The sequence below is a fragment of the Sediminicoccus rosea genome (assembly GCF_033547095.1).
Classification (GTDB): domain Bacteria; phylum Pseudomonadota; class Alphaproteobacteria; order Acetobacterales; family Acetobacteraceae; genus Roseococcus; species Roseococcus rosea.
The window spans coordinates 88939-109668 of sequence record NZ_CP137852.1 but is presented as its reverse complement, the minus strand read 5'-3'; the positions used below and the strand labels follow the sequence as shown (position 1 = coordinate 109668).

General features: G+C 70.5%; 21 protein-coding genes. 17 read left to right on the top strand and 4 right to left on the bottom strand.

Annotated features, from left to right (window positions below; genetic code table 11):
- Positions 1-204 precede the first annotated feature (204 nt).
- Together R9Z33_RS00510 and R9Z33_RS00505 are read left to right on the top strand one after the other, a co-directional pair.
- Entirely contained in the window at positions 205-378 is a 174-nt protein-coding gene (locus tag R9Z33_RS00510) for a hypothetical protein (RefSeq protein WP_318649338.1), read from the top strand.
- A gap of 17 nt (positions 379-395) precedes the next feature.
- A complete protein-coding gene (locus R9Z33_RS00505) occupies positions 396-1406 on the top strand; it encodes an NAD-dependent epimerase/dehydratase family protein (RefSeq protein WP_318649337.1) in 1011 nt (336 codons plus the stop codon).
- On the opposite strand, the gene R9Z33_RS00500 is transcribed toward R9Z33_RS00505, so the two are convergent.
- Entirely contained in the window at positions 1394-1807 is a 414-nt protein-coding gene (locus R9Z33_RS00500) for a globin family protein (RefSeq protein WP_318649336.1), read from the bottom strand. The two genes, R9Z33_RS00505 and R9Z33_RS00500, sit on opposite strands and share 13 nt — an antisense overlap.
- Positions 1808-1862: 55 nt before the next feature.
- Complete coding sequence (locus R9Z33_RS00495; protein WP_318649335.1) at positions 1863-2339, bottom strand: Lrp/AsnC family transcriptional regulator; 477 nt, start codon at positions 2337-2339, stop codon at positions 1863-1865.
- Positions 2340-2455: 116 nt separating this feature from the next.
- On the opposite strand from R9Z33_RS00495, the gene hppD reads away from it, so the two are divergent.
- The 8 genes from hppD (at position 2456) to R9Z33_RS00455 (ending at position 10720) form a co-directional block, all read left to right on the top strand.
- Positions 2456-3556 (top strand): 4-hydroxyphenylpyruvate dioxygenase, encoded by a 1101-nt coding sequence (gene hppD, locus R9Z33_RS00490; RefSeq protein ID WP_318649334.1) that lies wholly within the window; start codon positions 2456-2458, stop codon positions 3554-3556.
- Between the two features lie 144 nt (positions 3557-3700).
- Complete coding sequence (locus R9Z33_RS00485; protein ID WP_318649333.1) at positions 3701-4402, top strand: DUF1028 domain-containing protein; 702 nt, start codon at positions 3701-3703, stop codon at positions 4400-4402.
- Entirely contained in the window at positions 4399-5364 is a 966-nt protein-coding gene (locus R9Z33_RS00480; RefSeq protein WP_318649332.1) for an ABC transporter ATP-binding protein, read from the top strand. Before R9Z33_RS00485 ends, R9Z33_RS00480 begins: the two co-directional genes overlap by 4 nt.
- Complete coding sequence (locus R9Z33_RS00475) at positions 5361-6389, top strand: ABC transporter ATP-binding protein (RefSeq protein WP_318649331.1); 1029 nt, start codon at positions 5361-5363, stop codon at positions 6387-6389. The genes R9Z33_RS00480 and R9Z33_RS00475 overlap by 4 nt, the downstream gene beginning before the upstream one ends.
- Positions 6386-7900: an ABC transporter substrate-binding protein gene (locus R9Z33_RS00470; RefSeq protein WP_318649329.1), complete on the top strand. Its 1515-nt coding sequence runs from the start codon at positions 6386-6388 to the stop codon at positions 7898-7900. Before R9Z33_RS00475 ends, R9Z33_RS00470 begins: the two co-directional genes overlap by 4 nt.
- 4 nt (positions 7901-7904) lie before the next feature.
- Complete coding sequence (locus R9Z33_RS00465) at positions 7905-8852, top strand: ABC transporter permease (protein ID WP_318649328.1); 948 nt, start codon at positions 7905-7907, stop codon at positions 8850-8852.
- Positions 8849-9727: an ABC transporter permease gene (locus R9Z33_RS00460; protein WP_318649327.1), complete on the top strand. Its 879-nt coding sequence runs from the start codon at positions 8849-8851 to the stop codon at positions 9725-9727. The genes R9Z33_RS00465 and R9Z33_RS00460 overlap by 4 nt, the downstream gene beginning before the upstream one ends.
- Before the next feature lie 30 nt (positions 9728-9757).
- A complete protein-coding gene (locus tag R9Z33_RS00455) occupies positions 9758-10720 on the top strand; it encodes an alpha/beta fold hydrolase (RefSeq protein WP_318649326.1) in 963 nt (320 codons plus the stop codon).
- Positions 10721-10729: 9 nt separating this feature from the next.
- Here the strand turns inward: R9Z33_RS00455 and R9Z33_RS00450 are convergent, their stop codons facing one another.
- Positions 10730-11572 carry a DUF4189 domain-containing protein gene (locus R9Z33_RS00450; RefSeq protein WP_318649325.1) on the bottom strand — a complete coding sequence of 281 codons (843 nt, stop codon included), beginning with the start codon at positions 11570-11572 and terminating at the stop codon, positions 10730-10732.
- 112 nt (positions 11573-11684) lie between these two features.
- On the opposite strand from R9Z33_RS00450, the gene R9Z33_RS00445 reads away from it, so the two are divergent.
- The gene (locus R9Z33_RS00445; RefSeq protein WP_318649324.1) at positions 11685-12092 is read left to right on the top strand and encodes a hypothetical protein; all 408 of its coding nucleotides are present in this window, start codon (positions 11685-11687) and stop codon (positions 12090-12092) included.
- Here the strand turns inward: R9Z33_RS00445 and R9Z33_RS00440 are convergent.
- A complete protein-coding gene (locus tag R9Z33_RS00440; protein ID WP_318649323.1) occupies positions 12070-12771 on the bottom strand; it encodes an alpha/beta fold hydrolase in 702 nt (233 codons plus the stop codon). The genes R9Z33_RS00445 and R9Z33_RS00440 overlap by 23 nt on opposite strands.
- 203 nt (positions 12772-12974) lie before the next feature.
- On the opposite strand from R9Z33_RS00440, the gene R9Z33_RS00435 reads away from it, so the two are divergent.
- The 6 genes from R9Z33_RS00435 to R9Z33_RS00410 all read left to right on the top strand — a co-directional run bounded on the left by R9Z33_RS00435 (position 12975) and on the right by R9Z33_RS00410 (position 20694).
- A complete protein-coding gene (locus R9Z33_RS00435; RefSeq protein WP_318651593.1) occupies positions 12975-14939 on the top strand; it encodes a DEAD/DEAH box helicase in 1965 nt (654 codons plus the stop codon).
- A 71-nt stretch (positions 14940-15010) separates the two neighbouring features.
- Positions 15011-15856 (top strand): c-type cytochrome, encoded by an 846-nt coding sequence (locus R9Z33_RS00430; protein WP_318649322.1) that lies wholly within the window; start codon positions 15011-15013, stop codon positions 15854-15856.
- A gap of 134 nt (positions 15857-15990) precedes the next feature.
- Entirely contained in the window at positions 15991-17193 is a 1203-nt protein-coding gene (locus tag R9Z33_RS00425; protein ID WP_318649320.1) for an acyl-CoA dehydrogenase, read from the top strand.
- Between the two features lie 154 nt (positions 17194-17347).
- The gene (locus R9Z33_RS00420; protein WP_318649319.1) at positions 17348-18607 is read left to right on the top strand and encodes a class I SAM-dependent RNA methyltransferase; all 1260 of its coding nucleotides are present in this window, start codon (positions 17348-17350) and stop codon (positions 18605-18607) included.
- Positions 18608-18644: 37 nt separating this feature from the next.
- Entirely contained in the window at positions 18645-19625 is a 981-nt protein-coding gene (locus tag R9Z33_RS00415) for an MBL fold metallo-hydrolase (protein ID WP_318649318.1), read from the top strand.
- 97 nt (positions 19626-19722) lie between these two features.
- Positions 19723-20694, top strand: a complete 972-nt coding sequence (locus tag R9Z33_RS00410) for an MBL fold metallo-hydrolase (RefSeq protein ID WP_318649317.1) — start codon at positions 19723-19725, stop codon at positions 20692-20694.
- Positions 20695-20730 lie beyond the last annotated feature (36 nt).

Sequence of the window (20730 nt, the reverse complement as noted above, 5' to 3'; positions counted from 1 at the left end):
GCGGCCCGGGGTTTTTTTGCGCCATAGCCGTCGCCCCTGTCGGGCCGTGAATATAAATATCGCAAACGCTAATTTTTGGCACAAAATGCTTGCGAGGAGACGCAACGCAGTCTAAAAAACGTCACATCGGATGAGTGTTCGCGACCCCCCGCGCAGCGCCCCCGGTCAAGGGCAGGGCCAGAGCCTGCTCGTTGAGGAACGAACATGTACCGGCTTCACGCCGCTCCGCGCCCGTCGCGCGCCGGTTACGAGGAAATGACGCCCCTCGAATACGCCATGGCGACAGCCTTCGTCCTGATCTCGCTCTTCGCCGCCGTGCCGGCCGTGCCCCTCGGGCTCCAGGCCGCCGCCCGGGCGCTCCTCGCCCCCTTCGCCTGACGCCGGAGGAGGACCTCATGTCCCGCTATCTCGTGACCGGCGGCGCCGGCTTCATCGGCACCCACCTGACCCAGGCCCTGCTCCGGGCCGGTCACCAGGTCCGTATCGTGGATGACCTCTCCGCCGGGTCGCGCCCCGCCGACCCCGCGGTGGAATTGCTGGAGGGCGACGTGACCGATGCCGCGCTGATGCGCCGCGCCGTCACGGATTGCGCCGGCATCTTCCACCTTGCCGCCATCACCGAGGAGCCCCGCTGCCAGCAGGACTGGTCGCGCTCGCACCGGGTCAACCAGGGCGGCACCATCGCCGTGCTGGAAGCCGCCCGCGAAGCCGGGCGCCTGCCGGTCTGCTACGCATCCTCCGCCGCCATCTATGGCGAGCAGGGGCCGCGCGCGGTCCAGGAGGCGGCGCGCCCGCGCCCGCAAGGCCATCTGGGCGCCGACAAGCTCGGTTCGGAGCATCACGCCGCCCTCGCCTTCGCGCAGCATGGCGTGCCCAATCTCGGTCTGCGGATCTTCCACGCCTATGGCCCGCGCGCCGAAGGGCACCGGCGCGACGTCGTCGCCATCTTCGCCGACCGCATCCTGGCGGGCCAGGTCGTTACCCTGCATGGCGATGGCCAGCAGGTGCGCGACTTCGTCCATGTCGCGGATGTGGTGCGGCACCTCTTCGCCGGGATGCAGATGCTTCAGCTGCAGCCGCAGGCCCTGGCGCTCAACCTCTGCACCGGCCGGGGAACGACGATCCGCGGCCTGGCCGACCTGATCGGCGTGGTCACCGCCCGTGTGCCGCTTGTTCAGTTCGGCCCGCGCCGCGCGAATGACCTGCGCGCCGTGCTGGGCGACCCGAACGAGGCCATCCATGTGCTCGGCGTCGAGGCCGGGACGGAACTGGAGGCCGGGCTGCGCAGCCTCTTCCCCGCGCCGCCCCCCTCGGCCCTGGAATGGGTGCGGCGCGCCCCCATGCCGGCCCGCCCCCCGCGCGCCGCCGCCACGATGGGCGGCCGCGCCCTGCATCACCCGGGGTAGGCAGCCTCGGTCATGATGGCGCTGAGCAACTCGTAGGCGGCGGTCCAGGCCCCCTCGACCTCCGGCGTGAAGCCCTCGCCCAGGCCCTGGCCCAGCGTCCAGAGCAGCGCCGCGCCCACGCTCGCGTAATGCGCGCGGGTGACGCCATAGGCGACGTGCCGGCGCGCCATGTCCTGCGCGACCGGGATCACCACTTCGGGCCGGTTCAGCCCGTTCACGACCAACGCGATGGCCGCCATCAGCTTGTGGCCCTGCAAGGCCATGTCGCTCTTCGAGAAGAGCGGCGCGGTCGAGGGATCCACCTGCCACAGCCTATCGTAGAACAGGCCGGCGGCCCTCTCCTGGATCGCCTCGATCTGCCGGAAGCTGCGCTGAACGAGGGTGATCTGGTCGGGCGTCATAGGCATTCCTTGCCGTGGCAGGGCCATATAGGCGGGGAGAGCCCTCCCACGCCAGTCAGACCGGGACCTCGCCCGCCTCCTTCAGCGTGGCGAGGACGAAGCTGCTGCGCGTCTCCTTTACGCCGGGCATCCGCAGCAGGGCTCGTGTGGCGAACTCACCGAAGGCCTCCATGTCGGGCGCCAGCACGTGCAGCAGGTAGTCCATCTCGCCGCTCATCGTGTAGGCGGCGATGACCTCGGGCCGGGCGGCGAGCGCGGTGTGGAAGCGCTCCGCCACCTCCTCCGAATGGCTTTCCAGCGCAACCTGTACGAAGGCCTGCAAGGGGAGGCCGACCCGGGCCGCGCTGATGCGCGCAGCGTAGGAGGCGATGACGCCCGCATCCTCCAGGCGCTTCACGCGGCGCTGGCAGGGCGTGGCCGAGAGGCCCACCGCCTCGGCCAGGGCGGTGATGGGCATGCGGCCATCCCGCTGCAGGGCGCGCAGGATGCGCCGATCCGCCGCATCCAACGGGATCGTGGTGGATTTAGCCATGAAACTTCCCTCTGTGAGCGGATCATTGCTGCTGTGCCCAGACCTAGCAGCGTATTCGGTGAGTTTCACCGCCAAAGCGACGCTACAAGCCGGAAAACCCCTCCAGGAGAGCGTCCATGGACATCCCGCCCGACCGCACCGACATCGCCGGCCGCATCTGCGAGGCGAATCCCATGGGCACGGATGGCTTCGAATTCGTCGAGTTCACCGGTCCCGACACGGCGCATCTGCGCGACGTCTTCGCCCGCCTCGGCTTCGCCATGGTAGCGCGACATCGCAGCAAGGACGTGACGCTCTGGCGCCAGGGCGAGGTGAACTTCATCCTGAACGCCGAGCCGGCGAGCTTCGCGCAATCCTTCGGCCGCGTGCATGGGCCCTCCGCCTGCGCCATGGCCTTCCGCGTGGCCGATGCGGCCGCCGCCTTCGAGCGCGCGATCAGCCTCGGTGCCCGCCCCTTCCATGGCCGCGTGGGGCCGATGGAGCTGAACATCCCCGCCATCGAGGGCATCGGCGGCTCGCTGATCTATTTCGTGGATCGCTACGGCGCCAAGGGCTCGATCTACGACGTGGATTTCCGCTGGATCGACGGCGTGGACCCGCACCCCCGCGGCCATGACCTGACGGTGATCGACCACCTGACCCACAACGTGCATCGCGGCCGGATGGATGCCTGGGCTGGCTTCTACGAGCGCCTCTTCAACTTCCGCGAGATCCGCTACTTCGACATCGAGGGCAAGCTGACCGGCCTGAAGTCCAAGGCCATGACCTCGCCCTGCGGCCAGATCCGCATCCCGATCAACGAGAGCAGCGACGACAAGTCGCAGATCGAGGAATATCTGCGCGCCTATGGCGGCGAGGGCATCCAGCACATCGCCATGGGCACCAAGGACATCTACGCGAGCGTCGAGGGCCTGCGCGCCGAGGGCGTGGCCTTTCTCGACACGCCCGACACTTATTACGAGCTGCTGCCCGGCCGCCTGCCGGGCACGGATGAGGATTTCGCGCGGATGCAGCGCAACCGCATCCTGATGGACGGCTCGCCCTCCGGCGGGCGGCTCCTGCAGATCTTCACCAACACGGTGATCGGGCCGATCTTCTTCGAGCTCATCCAGCGCAAGGGCGACCAGGGCTTCGGCGAGGGCAATTTCCGCGCCCTCTTCGAGAGCATCGAGCTGGACCAGGTGCGGCGCGGTGTTCTGAAGCCGGCGGCGGAGTAGCGCCGGGCGGCCGCCCTGGCTGCGCGCCGGGGGCGCAGCCAGGGCCGGCAATCGCCGCTTTCGCGGGCAGCGGGGCAGGGCTGACGTGCGGGGCCCCGGGGGCGCCCCTTGCATGCCGCGGCGTGCCGCCGCATGACGCCTGCCATGACCTGGTCCCTCCTCGCCCGCGATCCGCAGAGCGGAGAATTGGGCGTCATCGTCGCCACGCGCTTCTTCGCGATGGGTGCGCTCTGCCCGCGCGCCGAGGGCGGACTGGGCGCGCTGGCCACACAGGCGCTGATCAACCCGCTCTACGCGCCGCGTGGCCTGGATGCGCTCCGCGCGGGCATGGCGCCGCAAGCGGCGCTGGACGCCCTGCTCGCCGCCGATGCCGGGCGCGAATCGCGTCAATGCCACATCCTTGCCGCCGATGGCCGCATGGCCCAGCACACCGGCGCCGATTGCGTGCCCTGGTGCGGCGCGGTGCGGGCGGAGAATGTCTCGGTCGCCGGCAACATGCTGGCGGGCCCGCGCGTGGTCGAGGACACGCTGGCCGCCTTCCTCGCGGCGCCGCATCTGCCGCTGGCGCTGCGCCTGATCCAGGCGATGGAAGCGGGCGAGGCGGCGGGCGGCGATGCGCGTGGCAAGCAATCGGCCGCGCTGGTCGTCACCTCGAACGACCCCTATCCCGATCTCGACCTGCGTGTGGACGACCATGCCGACCCGCTGGCCGAACTCCGCCGCCTGCATGGGGTGGCGCAGCAGCGCTTCGTGCATTTCCGGCGCTTCCTGCCGGGGGCGGACCATCCTGGCGTTTTCGACCGGAACGTGATCAACGCGGCGCTCAAGGCGGCGGGGGTGGCATGAACGCGCTGGAGGTGGACGGACTCTGCATTGATTTCCACACGGAGCGCGGCGTGGTGCGCGCGGTGGATGGCCTCTCCTTCGCGGTGGCTCCGGGCCGCACGCTCGCCATCGTTGGGGAGAGCGGCTGCGGCAAGTCGGCCACCGCCCTCGCCATCCTGGGATTGCTGGCGGAGAATGCGGAGGTCTCGGGCCGCCTCAGCCTGGCTGGCCAGCCGCTGACGCCGGCGGGCCAGCGCGCCGCGCGCGGGCGCGACCTCGCCATGATCTTCCAGGAGCCGATGACCAGCCTGAACCCCGCCTTCACCGCGGGCGAGCAGGTGGCCGAGGCGCTGCGCCTGCATGAGGGGCTGAATGCGCGCGATGCCATGGACCGCGCCATCGCCATGCTGGAGCGCGTGCGCATCCCCGAGGCGGCGCGGCGCGCGAAGCAGTATCCGCACCAGCTCTCGGGCGGGATGCGGCAGCGCGTGATGATTGCCATCGCGCTGGCCTGCAAACCCAAGCTGCTGATCGCAGACGAGCCGACCACCGCGCTGGATGTCACGGTCCAGGCCCAAATCCTGGCCCTGCTGGACGAACTGAAGCGCGAGACCGGCACGGCAGTGGTGCTCATCACCCATGATCTCGGCGTGGTGCGCGACCATGCCGATGAGGTGGCGGTGATGTATGCCGGGCGCCTCGCCGAGCGCGCTCCCGCCGCGGAGCTGTTCGCCCGGCCCGAGCATCCCTACACCATCGGCCTGCTGGGCGCGGCACCCCGCCTGGATTCGCGCCGCGCGCGCCTCGCTTCCATCGAGGGCACGGTGCCCGATCTCCGCAGCCCGCCGCCCGGCTGCCGCTTCGCGCCGCGCTGCCCCTTCGCCATCGCCGCCTGCGAGGCCTTGCCGCCGCTGGCCGAGGTGACGCCTGGCCATCTGGTGGCGTGCCATCGCGCGCCGCTGGATCAGGTGCTCGCGGCATGACCCCGCTTCTGGAAGCGCAGGGGCTGGTGAAGCACTTCCCCTTCCGCGACAGCCTCGGCCGCATGCGCGGCGCGGTGCGCGCGGTGGATGGCGTCTCGCTTGCCGTGCCGCGTGGCCGCGTGCTCGCCATCGTGGGCGAGAGCGGCTGCGGCAAATCCACCCTTGGCCGCCTGCTGCTGCGGCTGATCGAGCCCGATTCAGGCCAGCTGCGCTTCGATGGCGAGGATGTGCTGGCCCTCTCCCCGGCGGCGCTGCGCGCCAAGCGGCGCGAGATGCAGCTCATCTTCCAGGACCCCTTCGCCAGTCTCGATCCGCGCATGACGGTCGAGGCGGCGATCACCGAGCCCCTGATCCTGCACAAGCTGCATCGCGGCCGCGAGCGCGCGCGCGTCGCGGAGCTGCTGGAGCGCGTGGGCCTGCGCCCCGAACTGGCGCGCCGCTGGCCGCATGAGTTCAGCGGCGGGCAGCGGCAACGCATCGCCATTGCTCGCGCGCTGGCGAGCGAGCCGCGCCTGATCATTGGCGACGAGCCCGTCTCCGCGCTGGATGTGTCCGTCCAGGCGCAAGTGGTGAACCTCCTGGGCGACCTGATCCGCGACCTCGGCCTCACCTTCGTGCTGATCAGCCACGATCTCGGCGTGGTGCGGCAGATCGCGGATGAGGTGGCGGTGATGTATCTGGGCCAGGTGGTGGAGCAGGGCCCGGCTGAGACGCTGTTCCACGCGCCGCGCCACCCCTACACCCGCGCGCTGCTCGCCGCCGTGCCGGGCCAGGGCAGCACGGCCAAGCTGCTGGAGGGCGACGTGCCCTCGCCCGTCTCGCCGCCCCCGGGCTGCCGCTTCCACACGCGCTGCCCCTTCGCCCAGGACCTGTGCCGCGAGCAGGTTCCGCTTCTGCAAGGCGAAGCGCACCGCGCCGCCTGCCACCTGCAGGAGAGCCTGCCCGCCGCCACCCCGATCCGCGAGGCCGCGGCCGATCAGCGCCTCGCCCGACTGCAAGCCTTCTTCACGGAGCAACCCGCATGATCCGCCGCATCCTTCTGGCCGCCTGCGCCGCCATCGGCCTCTCCGCCGGCATCGCCGAGGCGCAGGCCCAAAACCTCCGCATCGGGCTGCGCGAGGATCCCGACATCCTCGACCCCACGCTCGCGCGCACCTTCGTCGGCCGCATCGTCTTCGCGAGCCTCTGCGACAAGCTCTTCGACATCAACGACAAGCTGGAAATCGTCCCCCAGCTCGCCACCGGCTATACCTGGGAGGACCCGCGCACCCTGCTCATCACGCTGCGCGAGGGCGTGCGCTTCCATGATGGCGAGGTGATGGACGCCGAGGCCGTGCGCTACAGCCTGAACCGCCACCTGACGATGCAGGGCAGCTTCCGCCGCAGCGAGATCAACACCATCGAGGCGATGGAGGTGGTGAGCCCGACGCAGATCCGCATCAAGCTGACGGCGCCCTCCGCCCCTTTCCTCAGCCAGCTCACCGACCGTGCCGGCATGATCGTCAGCCCGCGCGCCGCTGAGGCCGCCGGCCGCAATTTCGGCAACCGCCCGGTCTGCGCCGGTCCCTTCCGCTTCGTCGAGCGCGTGGCACAGGACCGCATCGTGGTGGAGCGCTTCCCGGACTACTGGAATGCCGGCGCCATCCACCTGAACCGCATCACCTACCTGCCGATCCCGGATAGCACGGTGCGCCTCGCCAACCTGCAATCCGGCGCGCTCGAGATGGTGCAGACCATCGACCCCGATGACGTGCCGGCGGTGCGCCGCAACAGCCGTCTGCGCCTCTCCATCAGCGATGAGCTGGGCTACCAGGGCATCACCATCAACACCGGCAATGGCGCGCGCGCGCAGACGCCGATCGGCCAGAATGCCCGCGTGCGCGAGGCCTTCGAACTCGCCATTGATCGCGATGCGGTGAACCGCGTGGTCTATGAGGGGATGTTCGCGCCCACGGCCCAGCCCGTGCCGCCGGCCAACCCCATGCACATCCGCGACTTCCGCCCCGAGCCGCGCAACATCGAGCGCGCCCGCGCCCTGCTGCGCGAGGCGGGCGTGACCACGCCGGTGCGCGTGGAAATGACCGTGCCGAACAACCCCGATCTCCGCCAGGTGGGCGAGGTGATCCAGGCCATGGTGCGCGAAGCCGGCTTCGAGCTGCGCCTGAACGCGACGGAATTCGCCACCTCGCTGCAGGCCGCGACGCGCGGCGAGTTCGAGCTGTATCTCGTCGCCTGGTCCGGCCGCGTGGACATCGACGGCAATTTCTGGGCCTTCACCCATTCGCGCGGCGCGCAGAATGACGGGCGCTACAGCAACCCCGAGGTGGACCGCCTGCTGGATGCCGCCCGCATCGAGCCCAGTGCGGATGCCCGCCGCGCGCTCTATGCCCAGGCCTACCAGATCGCCTTCCGGCAGGACCGCCACCGCATCTACCTGTGGCATCGCAAGAACATCGTGGCGCACACGGCGCGGCTCAACGGCTTCGTCAGCGTGCCCGACGGCCTGATCCGCCCGCAGGGCATGCGCCTGCAATAGCATCATGTGGCTCTGGCTCCTCCGCCGCCTCGGGCAGGTGATCCCGACGCTGCTCATCCTCTCGGTGCTGGTCTTCGGGCTGCAGCAGCTGATGCCTGGCGACCCCGCGCTGATCCTGGCGGGGGAGGAGCGGGGCGACCCGCAGGTGCTGGCGCAGATCCGCGCCGAACTCATGCTCGACCGGCCGCTGGTGGAGCAATACCTGCACTGGCTCTGGCGCGTGCTGCATGGGGATTTCGGCTTCTCCTGGCGCATCCGCATGCCGGTGGGCGAGCTGATCCTGGAGAAGCTGCCGGTCACCTTCCAGCTGGCGGCGATGAGCTTCGTCATCGGCGTGGTCATTGGCGTGCCCTGCGGCGTGCTGAGCGCCGTCTGGCGTGACCGGCCAGCGGATTGGGCGATCAACGGCATCGCCCTCTTCGGCATCTCCATGCCGAATTTCTGGCTCGGCATCATGATGATCCTGCTGTTCTCCGTGCAGCTCGGCTGGCTGCCGCCCAGCGGCTATGTGCCGCTCTGGGAAGACCCGGTGATGAGCCTGGAGACGACCATCATGCCGGCCTTCGTGCTCGGCACCGGCGTGGCCTCCGTGCTGATGCGCCACACCCGCGCCGCCATGCTGGGCGCGCTCAGCCAGGATTACGTGCGGACCGCGCGGGCCAAGGGCCTTTCCGAGAAATTCGTGGTCGGCAAGCATGCGCTGCGGAACGCGCTGATTCCGGTGGTGACGCTTGGCACCATCGAGTTCGGCCGCCTGCTGGCGGGCGCCGTGCTGACCGAGCAGATCTTCTCCATCCCCGGCTTCGGCAAGCTCGTGGTGGATGCGGTGTTCAACCGCGACTACCCGGTGGTGCAGGGCGTGGTGATGGCCACCGCGCTGATCTTCGTGACCCTCAGCCTGATCGCCGACATGCTCTACATGGCCATCAATCCTAGGCTGCGAACCGCATGAGCAGCGCCGGACAGATCGCGATCGAGACGGGCGAGAGCCCCGGCCGCCGCGCGCTGCGGCGCTTCGCGCAGCACAAGCTCGCCATGTTCGGGCTCGTCGTCGTCGTCATCTTCGTGGTGGCGGCGGTTTTCGCCCCCTGGATCGCGCCCTATGATCCGCTGGAGACCAGCTGGTCCCGCCTGCGCCAGCCGCCCTCCTGGGCGCATCCCTTCGGCACCGATGAGAACGGGCGGGACGTGCTGAGCCGCGTGCTGCACGGCGCGCGCGCCAGCCTCATGGCGGGCGTCATCGCGGTCGGCGGCGCGGCACTCATCGGCGTGCCGATCGGGCTGCTGGCGGGGCTCGGCGGCAAGTGGATGGACATGGTGATCAGCCGCGTGGCCGATGCCATGCTCTCCATTCCCTTCCTGATCCTCGCGATCGCGCTCGCCGCCTTCCTTGGGCCCGCGCTGGAGAATGCGATGCTCGCCATCGCCATCTCCGCCTCGCCCATCTTCGTGCGGCTCGCGCGCGGCATGGCGCTCGATGCCCGCAGCACCGACTGGGTGGAAGCGGCGCGCGCCATGGGCAACCCGCCCTGGCGCATCGGCCTGCTCCATGTGCTGCCCAACATCCTGCCGCCCTTGCTGGTGCAGGCGACGCTGGCCATTGCGGAGGCGATCATCGCCGAAGCCTCGCTCAGCTTCCTCGGCCTCGGTCAGCAGCCGCCCAACCCCTCCTGGGGCTCGATGCTGAATTCGGCGCAGCGCTTCATCGAGAGCGCGCCCTGGCTCGCCATCTTCCCTGGCCTCGCCATCTTCCTGGTGGTGCTGGCCTTCAACCTGGTGGGCGACGGGCTGCGAGACGCCCTCGATCCGCGGAGCCAGAAGCGTTAGCCTCCTCCCAAATCCAAAGGGAGGACGCTCATGCCCAGCCGCCGCAATACCCTGACCGCCGGTCTCGCCGCCGCCGCCGCGCTGCCGGGCGGCGTCACGCTCGCCCAAGCCCCCGCGACCCAGGCCCCCGCAACGCCGGCGCCCGCGGCACCCGCCGGGCCGGCGCTGCCCTATCGCCCGCACAGCATCCGCACGCCGGATGGGCTGACGCTCGCTGCGTATGAGTATGGCAACCCGCAGGGCCCCGCGATCCTCTTCCTGCACGGCTATGCCCAGGCCGCTCTCTGCTGGGACCGGCAGACGCGCGACCCGGCGCTGGCGCGCGACTTCCGCATGGTGGCGCTCGATCTGCGCGGCCATGGCATGAGCGACAAGCCGGTCGGCAACGAGCATTACCGCAACAGCAAGCTCTGGGCCGATGACGTGAAGGCGGTGATCGACCAGCTCCAGCTGGCGCGGCCCACCCTGGTCGGCTGGTCCTATGCCGGGCGGTTGATGGGCGACTATGTGGCCGAGTACGGCACGGGCGCCATTGGCGCGATGAACTGGGTCGCCGCCACTTCCTCCACCGCGGAGACGTCCCGCTATGGCCGCGCGCTGCGCCACCTGGGCCCGATGGGCAGTCCGGACCCGGCGACGGCCATCGCCGCCACCATCGCCTTCCTGCGCGACTGCTTCGAAGTGCAGCCCAGCGCCAATGACTTCGAGGTGATGCTTTCCTTCAACATGATGGTGCCGCGCCATGTGCGGATCGGCCTGGGGGGCCGGCCCATCACCTTCGAGGGGCGGCTTCGCACGGTGGATGTGCCGGTGCTGGTGACGCATGGCGTGCTGGACAAGGTCTCGGACATCACGATGGGGCGGCATACCGCCGCGCTCATTCCGGGCTCTCGGCTCAGCGAATTTCCCTTCATCGGCCATGCGCCCTTCTGGGAGGATGCGCCGCGCTTCAACCGGGAACTGGCGGAGCTGGTCCGCTCGGCGCGGCGCTGAGCGCGCGCCTCAGCGCGCGCCGCACTCCGCATGCACGATGCGGCAGGTGAGCGCGCCGCGCTCGCGCGCCATGCAGGCATCGCGCGCGCTGCGCTCGGCATCGGCGGGGTTGCTCGCATTGCCGAGCGTGACGGCGCGCACGATGTAGGTGCGCGGGTCGCTCGTCATGAAGAAGGCGCTGGGCGCGCGGCGCACGCCCTCCATCACGGCCACGCAGATCTCGCTGAACTCTGTCTGCAGGGAGCAATTGCCGCCCCGGCCGCGGCAGGCGATCTCGGCGAGGCGATGCGCCTGCGAACGGTCCCGCTGCGCGACCGCGATGCCGTAGCTCATGCTGGGTGGGATACCGATGTAGAAGGCGCCGTAGAGCGCGCCGGGCCTTGGCTGCGGCGATGGCACGGCGGGGCTGGCGGCCTGGGCTGAGCCGGGGGGCGGCGCCGCGCCCCGGCCGCGCTGCTGCTGCGGCGGGTTGGGCTGCGCCCTGGCTTGCTGCTGCGGCTGCGGTTGCTGTTGCGGGGGCGGCTGTTGCGGTCGCATCGCCGCCGAGGGGCTGCCCGCCTGCGAACCGGCGGGCCGCGCCTGGCCCGGCGCGTCGCGGGTGATCGGCTGGCCCGCCATGCATTGCGCGAGGCATTGCCGCTGGTCGGGCGAGGGCGGGGCCTGGCCGACGCGGCAGGCCATGCGGCAGGCGTTGTTCGGCTGCTGCTGGGCCGCCGCCGGCACTGCGAGCAACAGGGTGACGAGGAGGAGGAAGCAGGCCTGCACCCATGCCACGCGGTCGGCTGCCCAGTCCATGCCGCCCATGGACTGGCACCGCTCCAGCAGCAGTGTCGGGTCGGCCGATTTTCCCATATGGGAAGGATGCGGCAGCCATGCGTCCAGCGCAATCGGGCCCCGCGTGATCCGGGCCGGTGCTGCGCCGGTTGATCCCATCATGGATGCGCATGCTCTAGGATGGACGCAGATGCGCCCCCTCGCCGTCCTTCTTGCGCTGACCTGGTGCGGCGCCGCCGCAGCGCAGGACATGCCGCGCAACCCGACCGGCCCCCGCACGGAGACGCGCGGCGCTGGGCGCGTGGTGGAATCGCGGCCCGTGGGCCAGCCGCGCAGCCCGCGCGCGAGTGCCGCCGCGCTCGCTTCCGCGCGCGCCTTCCTCTGCCCGCATGGCGGCACGCCGCAGGGACGCGGGCGCTGCACGCGCGGGCCCGGCATCGGCGCCGCCGGCACAGGCTGGCTGGGTGACGACCCGGCGGTGCGCGACTGGGACCAGGGCCTGCCGCCGCCCACCCGCGCCCAACTGCCCTGCCCGCCGGGCACCACCGCCATCCCGGCGCGGGATCAGCCCAATGTCACGCGCTGCGTGGCGGGCTGAGCCAATCCTCCAGCGCGGCGCGCACCAGGGCGGGCGCCTCCATCGTCGGCAGGTGGCCGCAGCCGGCGAAGCTCACCTGCCGCGCGCCGGGGATCAGCGCGGCCATCTCGTCATGCAGCGCGGGCGGCGTCAGCGCATCCGCATCGCCGCAGGCGACCAGGGTGGGCACGCCGATGCGCGGCAGGTCGCCCCGGGAATCCGGCCGCGCCATGATGGCGCGCTGCTGCCGGAGAAAGCCCTCCACGCCCACGCGCTCGGCCATCTCCATCACCGCGCCGGCGAGCGGGCCATCGAGGCGGGAGGGATGCAGCAGCAGCGGCAGCAGGCGGGGCGTCACGCCCTTGAAGGCGCCGCGCCCCGAAAGGGCGATGAGGTCGAGCCGGCGTTGCGTCTGCTCCGGCGTATCGGGCCGTGCGGAGGTGTCGAGCAGGGCCAGGTGCGTCACGCGCGGGCCCGCCTGGCGCCAGACTTCCAGCGCCACATAGCCGCCCATGGAGAGGCCCGCGACGGCGAAATGCGGCGCATCCACGACCAGCTCCAGCGCGCGGCGGGCCATGGCGCCCACGCTGTCATCCTGCGTCAGGTCGGCGATGCGGGGTTGGGCGCCTGCGGGCAGGCAATCGCGCCAGAGGCGCGCATCGCAGAGCAGACCGGGGAGCAGCAGGAGGGGAATCGGCATCGAACGGGCATAAATCGCGCGCCGTGCGGGCGCAATCGCCCGGTTTCCGGTTGCATGCGGCCCGTTTCGGGCGCATATCCCCGCCGTTGATGAAGAGGGCGGCAGGTCCGCCCGAGCGGCCCTGCGCCTTTCGCGCGGGCCCCCTTAGGCCAGGATGCCCCATTTTGAACGAGACCACCCCGAACGCCGCCGCGGCGACTGACATGCCCGGAGAGAGCCTTCCCGCCGCCAACGCGGCCATTGCCATCGAAGAATCGCCGGCCGTCGTCCAGGCCGAAGCTCCGGCCGCCGAGGCCGAGCCCCTCGCGGCGGAAGCCGTCGTGACGGAAGCGCCCATCGCCGAAGCGCCCATCGCCGAAGCGCCGGAAGCCCAGGCACCCGAAGCGGAAGCCGCCGACGCCACCGAGGATGACGCGCCCGAGGAAGCCGCCCCGCCGCGGACCGTCTTCGCCGATCTCGGCCTGTCGGACGAGCTGGTCCGCGCCGTGACCGAGGCGGGCTACACCCACCCCACGCCGATCCAGGAACAGGCGATCCCCATCGTGCTGATGGGCCGCGACGTGCTGGGCTGCGCGCAGACCGGCACCGGCAAGACGGCCAGCTTCACGCTGCCGATGATGGACATCCTCTCCGGCAGCCGCGCCAAGGCGCGCATGCCGCGCAGCCTGATCCTGGAGCCGACGCGCGAGCTCGCGCTGCAGGTCGCCGAGCAGTTCGTGAAATATGGCAAGTACCTCAACCTGAACCATGCGCTGCTGATCGGCGGCGAAAGCATGAACGACCAGCGCGACGTGCTCGAGAAGGGCGTGGACGTGCTGATCGCGACCCCAGGTCGTCTGCTCGACCTGTTTGATCGCGGCCGCATCCTGATGGCCGACTGCAAGCTGCTGGTGATCGACGAAGCCGACCGCATGCTGGACATGGGCTTCATCCCCGATGTCGAGCGCATCGTGCAGATCATCCCGCGCCTCCGGCAGACGCTGTTCTTCTCCGCCACCATGGCGCCGGAGATCCGCAAGCTGGCCGATGCCTTCCTGCAGAACCCGAAGGAGATCACCGTCTCCCGCCCCGCGACGGTGGCGACGACGATCACGACCGGCGTGCTCTACGTGCAGGAGCGCGACAAGCGCGAGGCGCTGCGCCGCCTGATCCGGCGCGAGCAGGTGCAGAACGCCCTGATCTTCTGCAACCGCAAGATCGAGGTGGACATCCTCTACAAGTCGCTCAAGCGGCATGGCTTCTCGGTCGGCGCGCTGCATGGCGACATGGACCAGTCGGCCCGCTTCGCCACGCTGAACGCCTTCAAGGCGAATGAGATCCGGCTGCTGGTCTGCTCCGACGTGGCCGCGCGCGGCCTCGACATCGGTGGGCTCAGCCATGTCTTCAACTTCGACGTGCCCTTCCACTCCGAGGATTACGTCCACCGCATCGGCCGCACCGGCCGCGCGGGGCGCGAGGGCCATGCCTACACCATCGCGACGGCGGATGACGGCAAGCTCGTCCAAGCCATCGAGAAGCTGACCGGCGCGCCCATCCCGCGCATGGAGGTCGAGGGTCTCGACGTCGTGACCGAGGAAGAGATCGCCGAGGCGGCGACGCGCCGGCGTGGCCGGGGTGGCGCCCGCCCGGGTGGCCGGCCCGAGGCGGGCCGTGGTGGCCGGGATCGCGGCGGCCGCAGCGAGGGCCGGGGCGAAGGTCGGGGCGAGGGCCGTGGCCGCGCGCCGCGCCGCGACGCCGAGCCCGCCGCCGCGCCGGAGGAGGTGGCCGCCGTCGAGGAGCGTCCCCGTCGCGACGACCGCCCGCGCCGCAGCGATGCCCGCCCGCCGCGCGAGGAATTCCGGCGCGACGAGGCCCCGCGCCCGCGCCGCGACCGTGACGAGGCCCCGCGTGGTCGCGATCGCGATGACGCCCCCCGCGCGCGCGACCGCGATGACGCGCCGCGTGGCCGCGACCGTGACGACATGGGCCCCGCGGTGCGTGGCTTCGGTGACAGCATCCCAGCCTTCATGCTGATCCCGATCCCGCGCCCGAAGCGCCCGGCGGCCGAGGCCCCCGCTGCCGAAGGCCTCGCTGCCGAGGCCCGGGGCGAGCCCGTGGTCGAGACCGCTGCCGAGATCCCGGCTGAGGTTGTCACCCCGGTGGCCGAGGGCACCGAAGCCGCCGCCTGAGGCGGCTTTTGCTTGCACCTATCGCGCCCGCCTTCCTAACCTTCCGACAACGAGATGAAGGGAGGTTGGGAATGCGGTGGTGGATGCTGGCCGGAGTTTTCGCGCTCTGGACCGGAACGGCCGGGGCGCAGCCCACCCCCCAATCGCTCGAGCGTGGCCGCTACCTGGTCGAGGTCGTGGGGCATTGCGCCAATTGCCACGCAAGCCGAGGAGCTGACGGCCAACCCATCGCCGGGCGCGGCCTGGCCGGCGGCTGGGTGATCGAGGAAGGCCCGATGCGGGCCGTCATCCCCAACATCACGCCGGACCGCGAGACCGGCATCGGCAACTGGACCGAGGCGCAGATCATCCGCGCCATCCGCGAGGGCAAGCGGCCGGATGGCAGCAATATCGGCTGGCCCATGCCGATCGACTTCTACAGCCGCATCTCTGACGCCGATGCCGCCGCCATGGCAGCCTATCTCCGCAGCGTGCCACCCGTGCGCAACGCGGTGCAGGGCCGCTCCAGCTATCCCTTCCCGGTGCCGGCCCATCCGGCGGTGGCGAATGTGCCGCCACCGGCCGACACCCCCGTCGCGCGGGGCGCCTACCTGGCCGGGCCCATCGCGCATTGCCTGGACTGCCATTCCGGTCGCGGCCCCGACATGCGGATTATCCCGGGCCGGGAGGGCGCGCAGGGCCTCTCCTTCACCGGCCCCTGGGGCACCGTGGTGGCGCGCAACCTGACGCCCAGCACCACCACCGGCATCGGCAACTGGACGCTGGCGCAATTCACCCGGGCGCTCCGCGAGGAGATCGGCGGCGATGGCCGGCCGCTCATGCCACCCATGGGGCGCGGGCGGGTCTGGGCCGCGATGACGGATCAGGACATCGCCGATCTTTTCGCCTATTTCCGCAGTCTGCCGCCGTTGGACTAGCTGGGAGGAAGATTGACCGCCTCGGTGTTCCACCTCGGCGGATCAGGCTCCTGGGCTTGCAGGGCTTATGGCCCTGCCCAACTCAGGCATGTTAAAGCCAGCGCCTGCGCCAAGCCGCCGGAAGGAAGAAGCTCATGAACGTCGTCTCGCCCGCCATCAAGTCGAAGCCCGCGCCCTTCCAGTGGGACGACGCCTTCCTGCTGGATGAGCAGCTCACCGAAGACGAGCGGATGATCCGCGACGCCGCCCGCGCCTTCTGCCAGGACCGCCTGATGCCCGGCGTGCTGATGGCCAACCGGCACGAGACCTTCGACCGCTCCATCATGAACGCCTTCGGCGAGCAGGGTTTCCTGGGCGCCACGCTGGAAGGCTATGGCTGCGCCGGCGTCAGCTACGTCGCCTACGGCCTGATGGCGCGCGAAGTGGAGCGCGTGGACAGCGGCTATCGCTCCGCGTTCAGCGTCCAGTCCTCGCTGGTGATGTTCCCGATCCATGCCTATGGCTCCGAGGCGCAGAAGCAGAAGTTCCTGCCCAAGCTGCGCACCGGCGAATGGGTCGGCTGCTTCGGCCTGACCGAGCCCGATGCCGGCTCCGACCCCTCCTCCATGCGCACCCGCGCGAAGAAGGTGGATGGCGGCTGGCTCGTCTCCGGCTCCAAGACCTGGATCACCAACTCCCCCATCTCCGATGTCTGCCTGGTCTGGGCCAAGGATGACGAGGGCACGCTGGGCGGCTTCCTGCTCGAGCGCGGCATGAAGGGCCTGACCACGCCGAAGATCGAGGGCAAGTTCTCGCTCCGCCCCTCCATCACCGGCATGATCATGATGGATGAGGTCTTCGTCCCCGATGAGAACCGCCTGCCCGGCGTGCGCTCGCTGGCCGGGCCGTTTTCCTGCCTCAACCGCGCGCGCTACGGCATCGCCTGGGGCGTGCTGGGTGCGGCCGAGTTCTGCATGCACGCGGCGCGCGACTACACGCTGAACCGCAAGATGTTCGGCAAGCCGCTGGCGCAGACGCAGCTCATCCAGAAGAAGCTGGCCGACATGGAGACCGAGATCACCCTCGGCCTTCAGGCCGCGCTGCGCGTCGGCCGCCTCTTCGACGAGGGCAAGGCCGCGCCAGAGATGATCAGCCTGATCAAGCGCAACAATTGCGGCAAGGCGCTCGACATCGCGCGCGTGGCGCGTGACATGCACGGCGGCAACGGCATCGTGGACGAGTATCACGTGATCCGCCACGTCATGAACCTCGAGACGGTGAACACCTATGAGGGCACGCATGACGTCCATGCGCTGATCCTCGGCCGCGCCATCACCGGATTGAATGCCTTCGGCTGATCCCCATAAGAACGCCTTCGGCGTTTTTCCGGGGGCCCCGGCTTGGTGCTGATCCTGGGGGATTGGCTCATCCTCATGTGGCAAAGCCACATGAGGATCCTGGCGGGCGCGCCGTTGCGCGTGTCGCGTCTTCTGAAAAGGTGTGCCCGGCTCGATGGTTGAATTGACGGTCACGCAGATGGGGGCGGCGGGGGACGGCATCGCGCCGCTGCCGGAGGGTGGGTCGGCGTTCGTGTCCTTCACCCTGCCGGGGGAGCGCGTTGCGGCGCGTGTGACCGGCAAGGATCGCGCGGTGATGGAGGGCGTGCTTGCCGCCAGCCCGGACCGCGTCGAGCCGCCCTGCCGGCATTTCACCATCTGCGGCGGCTGCGCGCTGCAACATTGGGCGGATGCGCCCTATGCCGAATGGAAGCGCGGGCGCCTGGCCGAGGCCCTCTCGCGCGCCGGCTATGCCGACCCCGATGTGGCGCCGATGGTCGCCACGCCGCGCGCCGTGCGCCAGCGCGCCGATCTGGGGCTGGAGCGGCTGACGGATGGCCGCGTCGAGATCGGCTTCCACGAACGGGGTGCGACGCATCTCGTGCCGATGCGTGAATGCCATGTGCTGCTGCCATCCCTCGTGGCGCTGCTGCCGGCCTTGCAGGACGCGCTGCGCGGATTGAACGCGCTGAAGCGGCTCGGCTCGGCCGTCATCAACATGCTCGACACGGGGCCGGACATCCTGCTGCGCACCGATGCGCCGCTCACCATGGCGGATCGCAAGATGCTCGCGGATTTCGCCGGGCGCGCGGGCATCCCGCGCATCGCCTGGGCCGGCAAGGGCGCGCCCGCCGAGGTCGCCGCTCAGGTGAAGCCGGTGCGCCACCTGCTGTCGGGCATCACCGTCTCACCGCCGCCCGGCGCCTTCCTGCAGGCGAGTGCCGAGGGCGAGGCGGCGATCATCGCCGCCGTCCTGGCCGGGCTGCCGAAGAAGATGTCGCCCCGCGCGCGCATCGCCGATCTTTATGCCGGCATCGGCACGCTCTCCTTCCCGCTGGCCGCCCGTCACGTCGTCCAGGCCTATGAGGGCGATCCGGCGGCGGCCGAGGCGCTGCGCCTGGCCGTCAACGCCGCCCAGGCGTCGCGCGTGCAGCCCACACGGCGGGACCTGGTGCGCCAGCCGCTGCTGCCGGCCGAACTCAAGAACTTCGCGACCGTGGTGCTCGACCCGCCCTTCGCCGGTGCCGCCGAGCAGGTGGCGCAGATCGCGCGCAGCGCCCTGCCGCATCTCATCTACGTCTCCTGCAGCCCGGCGGCGCTCGGCCGGGATGCGGCCATGCTGCGCGAGGCGGGCTTCGGGCTGGTCTCGGCCACGCCGGTGGACCAGTTCCTCTGGTCACCGCATCTGGAAAGCGTGGTTGTATTTGCGCGTTGACAATTTATCTACCTGATCATTCCAGGGAGATAATCAGATGATCGCGTCCAACCGCCGCATGCTCTTCGCCGGCTCCGCCGCCGTCGCCTCCGCGCTGGCGCTGCCCGCCGCGGCGCAGCAGGCTGCCGCTCCCGCTCCCGCTGCTGGGACGCAGGCGCCCGGCTTCTACCGCTTCCGCGTCGGCGGCTGGCTGGTTACCACCGTGCATGACGGCTTCTTCCGCCGCCCTCTCGAGGGCTTCGTGCGCAACGCGCCGCTGCCCGAGGTGCAGGCCGTGATGGCCGAGAGCTTCCTGCCCGGTGATGCGCTGACCATCAACTTCACCATCACCTTCGCCCAGCGCGGCGACACGCTGGTGGTCTTCGACGCCGGCAATGGCGTGACGGCGGCCGGCGCCACCAATGGCCGCATGATCGCGAACATGGCCGCCGCCGGGATCGATCCCGCGCGCGTTACCCACGTGATCCAGAGCCATTTCCACGGCGACCACATCAACGGCCTGCTCAACGCCGAGAATGGCCGCGCCTTCCCCAATGCCGAGATCATCGTCCCCGCCCCCGAATGGGCCTGGTGGACGGATGAGGGCAACAGCACGCGCAGCCCCGAGGGCCAGCGCCCCACCTTCGCCAATGCCGCGCGCCGCTTCGGGCCTTATCAGGGCCGCGTCCGGCAGATCACGCCGGGCGGCGAGGTGATCCCGGGCATCAGCTCCATCGCCGCGCATGGCCATACGCCCGGCCACACCATCTACCGCATCAGCGACGGCAATGATCAGCTGGTCTTCCTGGCCGACGTGACCAACCGGCCCGAGCTGATGGCCCGCCGGCCCGACTGGCAGATCATCTTCGACTTCGACGGCGACGCCGCCGCCGCCACCCGCCGCCGCGTCCTCGACATGGTGGCGACGGACCGCGTGCGCGTGACGGGCTATCACTTCCCCTTCCCGGCGAACGGCTTCTTCACGCGCGACGGCCAGGGCTACCGCTTCGTGCCGGCCGACTGGTCCAGCGCCGTCTGAGTGCCCCTTCCCGCCCGGCATCGCCCGGGCGGGCCTTCTCCCGGCCAGGACGCGGCCGGCCTTGCCAGACATCAGACCCCGCCTGGAGAGACATGTCATGACAGACCGCCGCCACCTCCTGGCCGCCACCGGCGCGCTGCTCGCCGCCCCCGCTCTGATCGGCGGCGCGGCCGCGCAGACCGCCGCGCCCGCGCCTGCCCAGGCGCCCGGCTTCTACCGCTTCCGCGTCGGCGGCTTCGTCGCCACCACCGTGTGGGACGGCTTCGCGCCGCGCCAGAATCCTGGCCGCGGCTGGATCGTGAATGCCGAGCAGGCGGCGGTCGAGGGCGCGCTGCGCGATGCGATGCTCTCCACCACGCGGCTGGACAACCCCTTCATCGTCACCTTCCTCGAGACCCCGGCCGGGCTGACGATGTTCGACAGCGGCACGGGCGGCCAGCTCGCCCCCACCGCCGGCCGCATGCGCGAGAACCTGGCCGCCGCCGGCATTGATCCGGCGCGCGTCACCCGCATCCTGGTCAGCCATTTCCATGGCGACCACATCACCGGCCTCACCACCGCCGACAACGCCGCCGTCTTCCCCAATGCGCAGGTCTTCGTGCCGGAGGTGGAGTGGGCCTTCTGGACGGATTCCTCGAACAGCGGCCGCGTGCCGGAATTCCAGCGCGGCACCTTCGCCAATGTCTCGCGCCGCTTCGGCCCCTACCAGGGCAAGGTGGAGCGCTTCGCCGCCGGCGCCGAGATCCTGCCCGGCGTGCGCGCGGTGGCGGCCTATGGCCACACGCCGGGCCATACGGTCTTCCATGTGGCGGATGGCGCGGATCAGCTCTTCGTCACGGCCGACACCGCATCCCGCCCCGAGCTCTTCCTGCGCAATCCCGGCTGGACCAGCATCTTCGACATTGACGGCCCGGCCGCGACGGCGAGCCGCATCGCCATCTTCGACCGCATCGCGGCCGAGCGGGCGCGCATGACGGCCTATCATTTCCCCTTCCCGGCCAATGGCTTCGTCCAGCGCATGGGCGAGGGATTCCGCTTCGTCCCGGCGGATTGGACCAACGCCCTATAATCGGTTTTGCCTATTGTGAAGATCGTTTTTACGGTC

Excerpts from the sequence above, each read along its gene's own strand:
- R9Z33_RS00470 (WP_318649329.1), top strand. The coding sequence starts at position 6,386 with ATGATCCGCCGCATCCTTCTGGCCGCCTGCGCCGCCATCGGCCTCTCC.
- R9Z33_RS00450 (WP_318649325.1), bottom strand. The coding sequence starts at position 11,572 with ATGGGAAAATCGGCCGACCCGACACTGCTGCTGGAGCGGTGCCAGTCC.
- R9Z33_RS00495 (WP_318649335.1), bottom strand. The coding sequence starts at position 2,339 with ATGGCTAAATCCACCACGATCCCGTTGGATGCGGCGGATCGGCGCATC.
- R9Z33_RS00445 (WP_318649324.1), top strand. The coding sequence starts at position 11,685 with ATGCGCCCCCTCGCCGTCCTTCTTGCGCTGACCTGGTGCGGCGCCGCC.
- R9Z33_RS00410 (WP_318649317.1), top strand. The coding sequence starts at position 19,723 with ATGACAGACCGCCGCCACCTCCTGGCCGCCACCGGCGCGCTGCTCGCC.
- R9Z33_RS00480 (WP_318649332.1), top strand. The coding sequence starts at position 4,399 with ATGAACGCGCTGGAGGTGGACGGACTCTGCATTGATTTCCACACGGAG.
- R9Z33_RS00435 (WP_318651593.1), top strand. The coding sequence starts at position 12,975 with ATGCCCGGAGAGAGCCTTCCCGCCGCCAACGCGGCCATTGCCATCGAA.
- R9Z33_RS00425 (WP_318649320.1), top strand. The coding sequence starts at position 15,991 with ATGAACGTCGTCTCGCCCGCCATCAAGTCGAAGCCCGCGCCCTTCCAG.
- R9Z33_RS00455 (WP_318649326.1), top strand. The coding sequence starts at position 9,758 with ATGCCCAGCCGCCGCAATACCCTGACCGCCGGTCTCGCCGCCGCCGCC.
- R9Z33_RS00415 (WP_318649318.1), top strand. The coding sequence starts at position 18,645 with ATGATCGCGTCCAACCGCCGCATGCTCTTCGCCGGCTCCGCCGCCGTC.
- R9Z33_RS00465 (WP_318649328.1), top strand. The coding sequence starts at position 7,905 with ATGTGGCTCTGGCTCCTCCGCCGCCTCGGGCAGGTGATCCCGACGCTG.
- R9Z33_RS00500 (WP_318649336.1), bottom strand. The coding sequence starts at position 1,807 with ATGACGCCCGACCAGATCACCCTCGTTCAGCGCAGCTTCCGGCAGATC.
- R9Z33_RS00475 (WP_318649331.1), top strand. The coding sequence starts at position 5,361 with ATGACCCCGCTTCTGGAAGCGCAGGGGCTGGTGAAGCACTTCCCCTTC.
- R9Z33_RS00485 (WP_318649333.1), top strand. The coding sequence starts at position 3,701 with ATGACCTGGTCCCTCCTCGCCCGCGATCCGCAGAGCGGAGAATTGGGC.
- R9Z33_RS00430 (WP_318649322.1), top strand. The coding sequence starts at position 15,011 with ATGCGGTGGTGGATGCTGGCCGGAGTTTTCGCGCTCTGGACCGGAACG.
- R9Z33_RS00440 (WP_318649323.1), bottom strand. The coding sequence starts at position 12,771 with ATGCCGATTCCCCTCCTGCTGCTCCCCGGTCTGCTCTGCGATGCGCGC.
- hppD (WP_318649334.1), top strand. The coding sequence starts at position 2,456 with ATGGACATCCCGCCCGACCGCACCGACATCGCCGGCCGCATCTGCGAG.
- R9Z33_RS00510 (WP_318649338.1), top strand. The coding sequence starts at position 205 with ATGTACCGGCTTCACGCCGCTCCGCGCCCGTCGCGCGCCGGTTACGAG.
- R9Z33_RS00420 (WP_318649319.1), top strand. The coding sequence starts at position 17,348 with ATGGTTGAATTGACGGTCACGCAGATGGGGGCGGCGGGGGACGGCATC.
- R9Z33_RS00460 (WP_318649327.1), top strand. The coding sequence starts at position 8,849 with ATGAGCAGCGCCGGACAGATCGCGATCGAGACGGGCGAGAGCCCCGGC.
- R9Z33_RS00505 (WP_318649337.1), top strand. The coding sequence starts at position 396 with ATGTCCCGCTATCTCGTGACCGGCGGCGCCGGCTTCATCGGCACCCAC.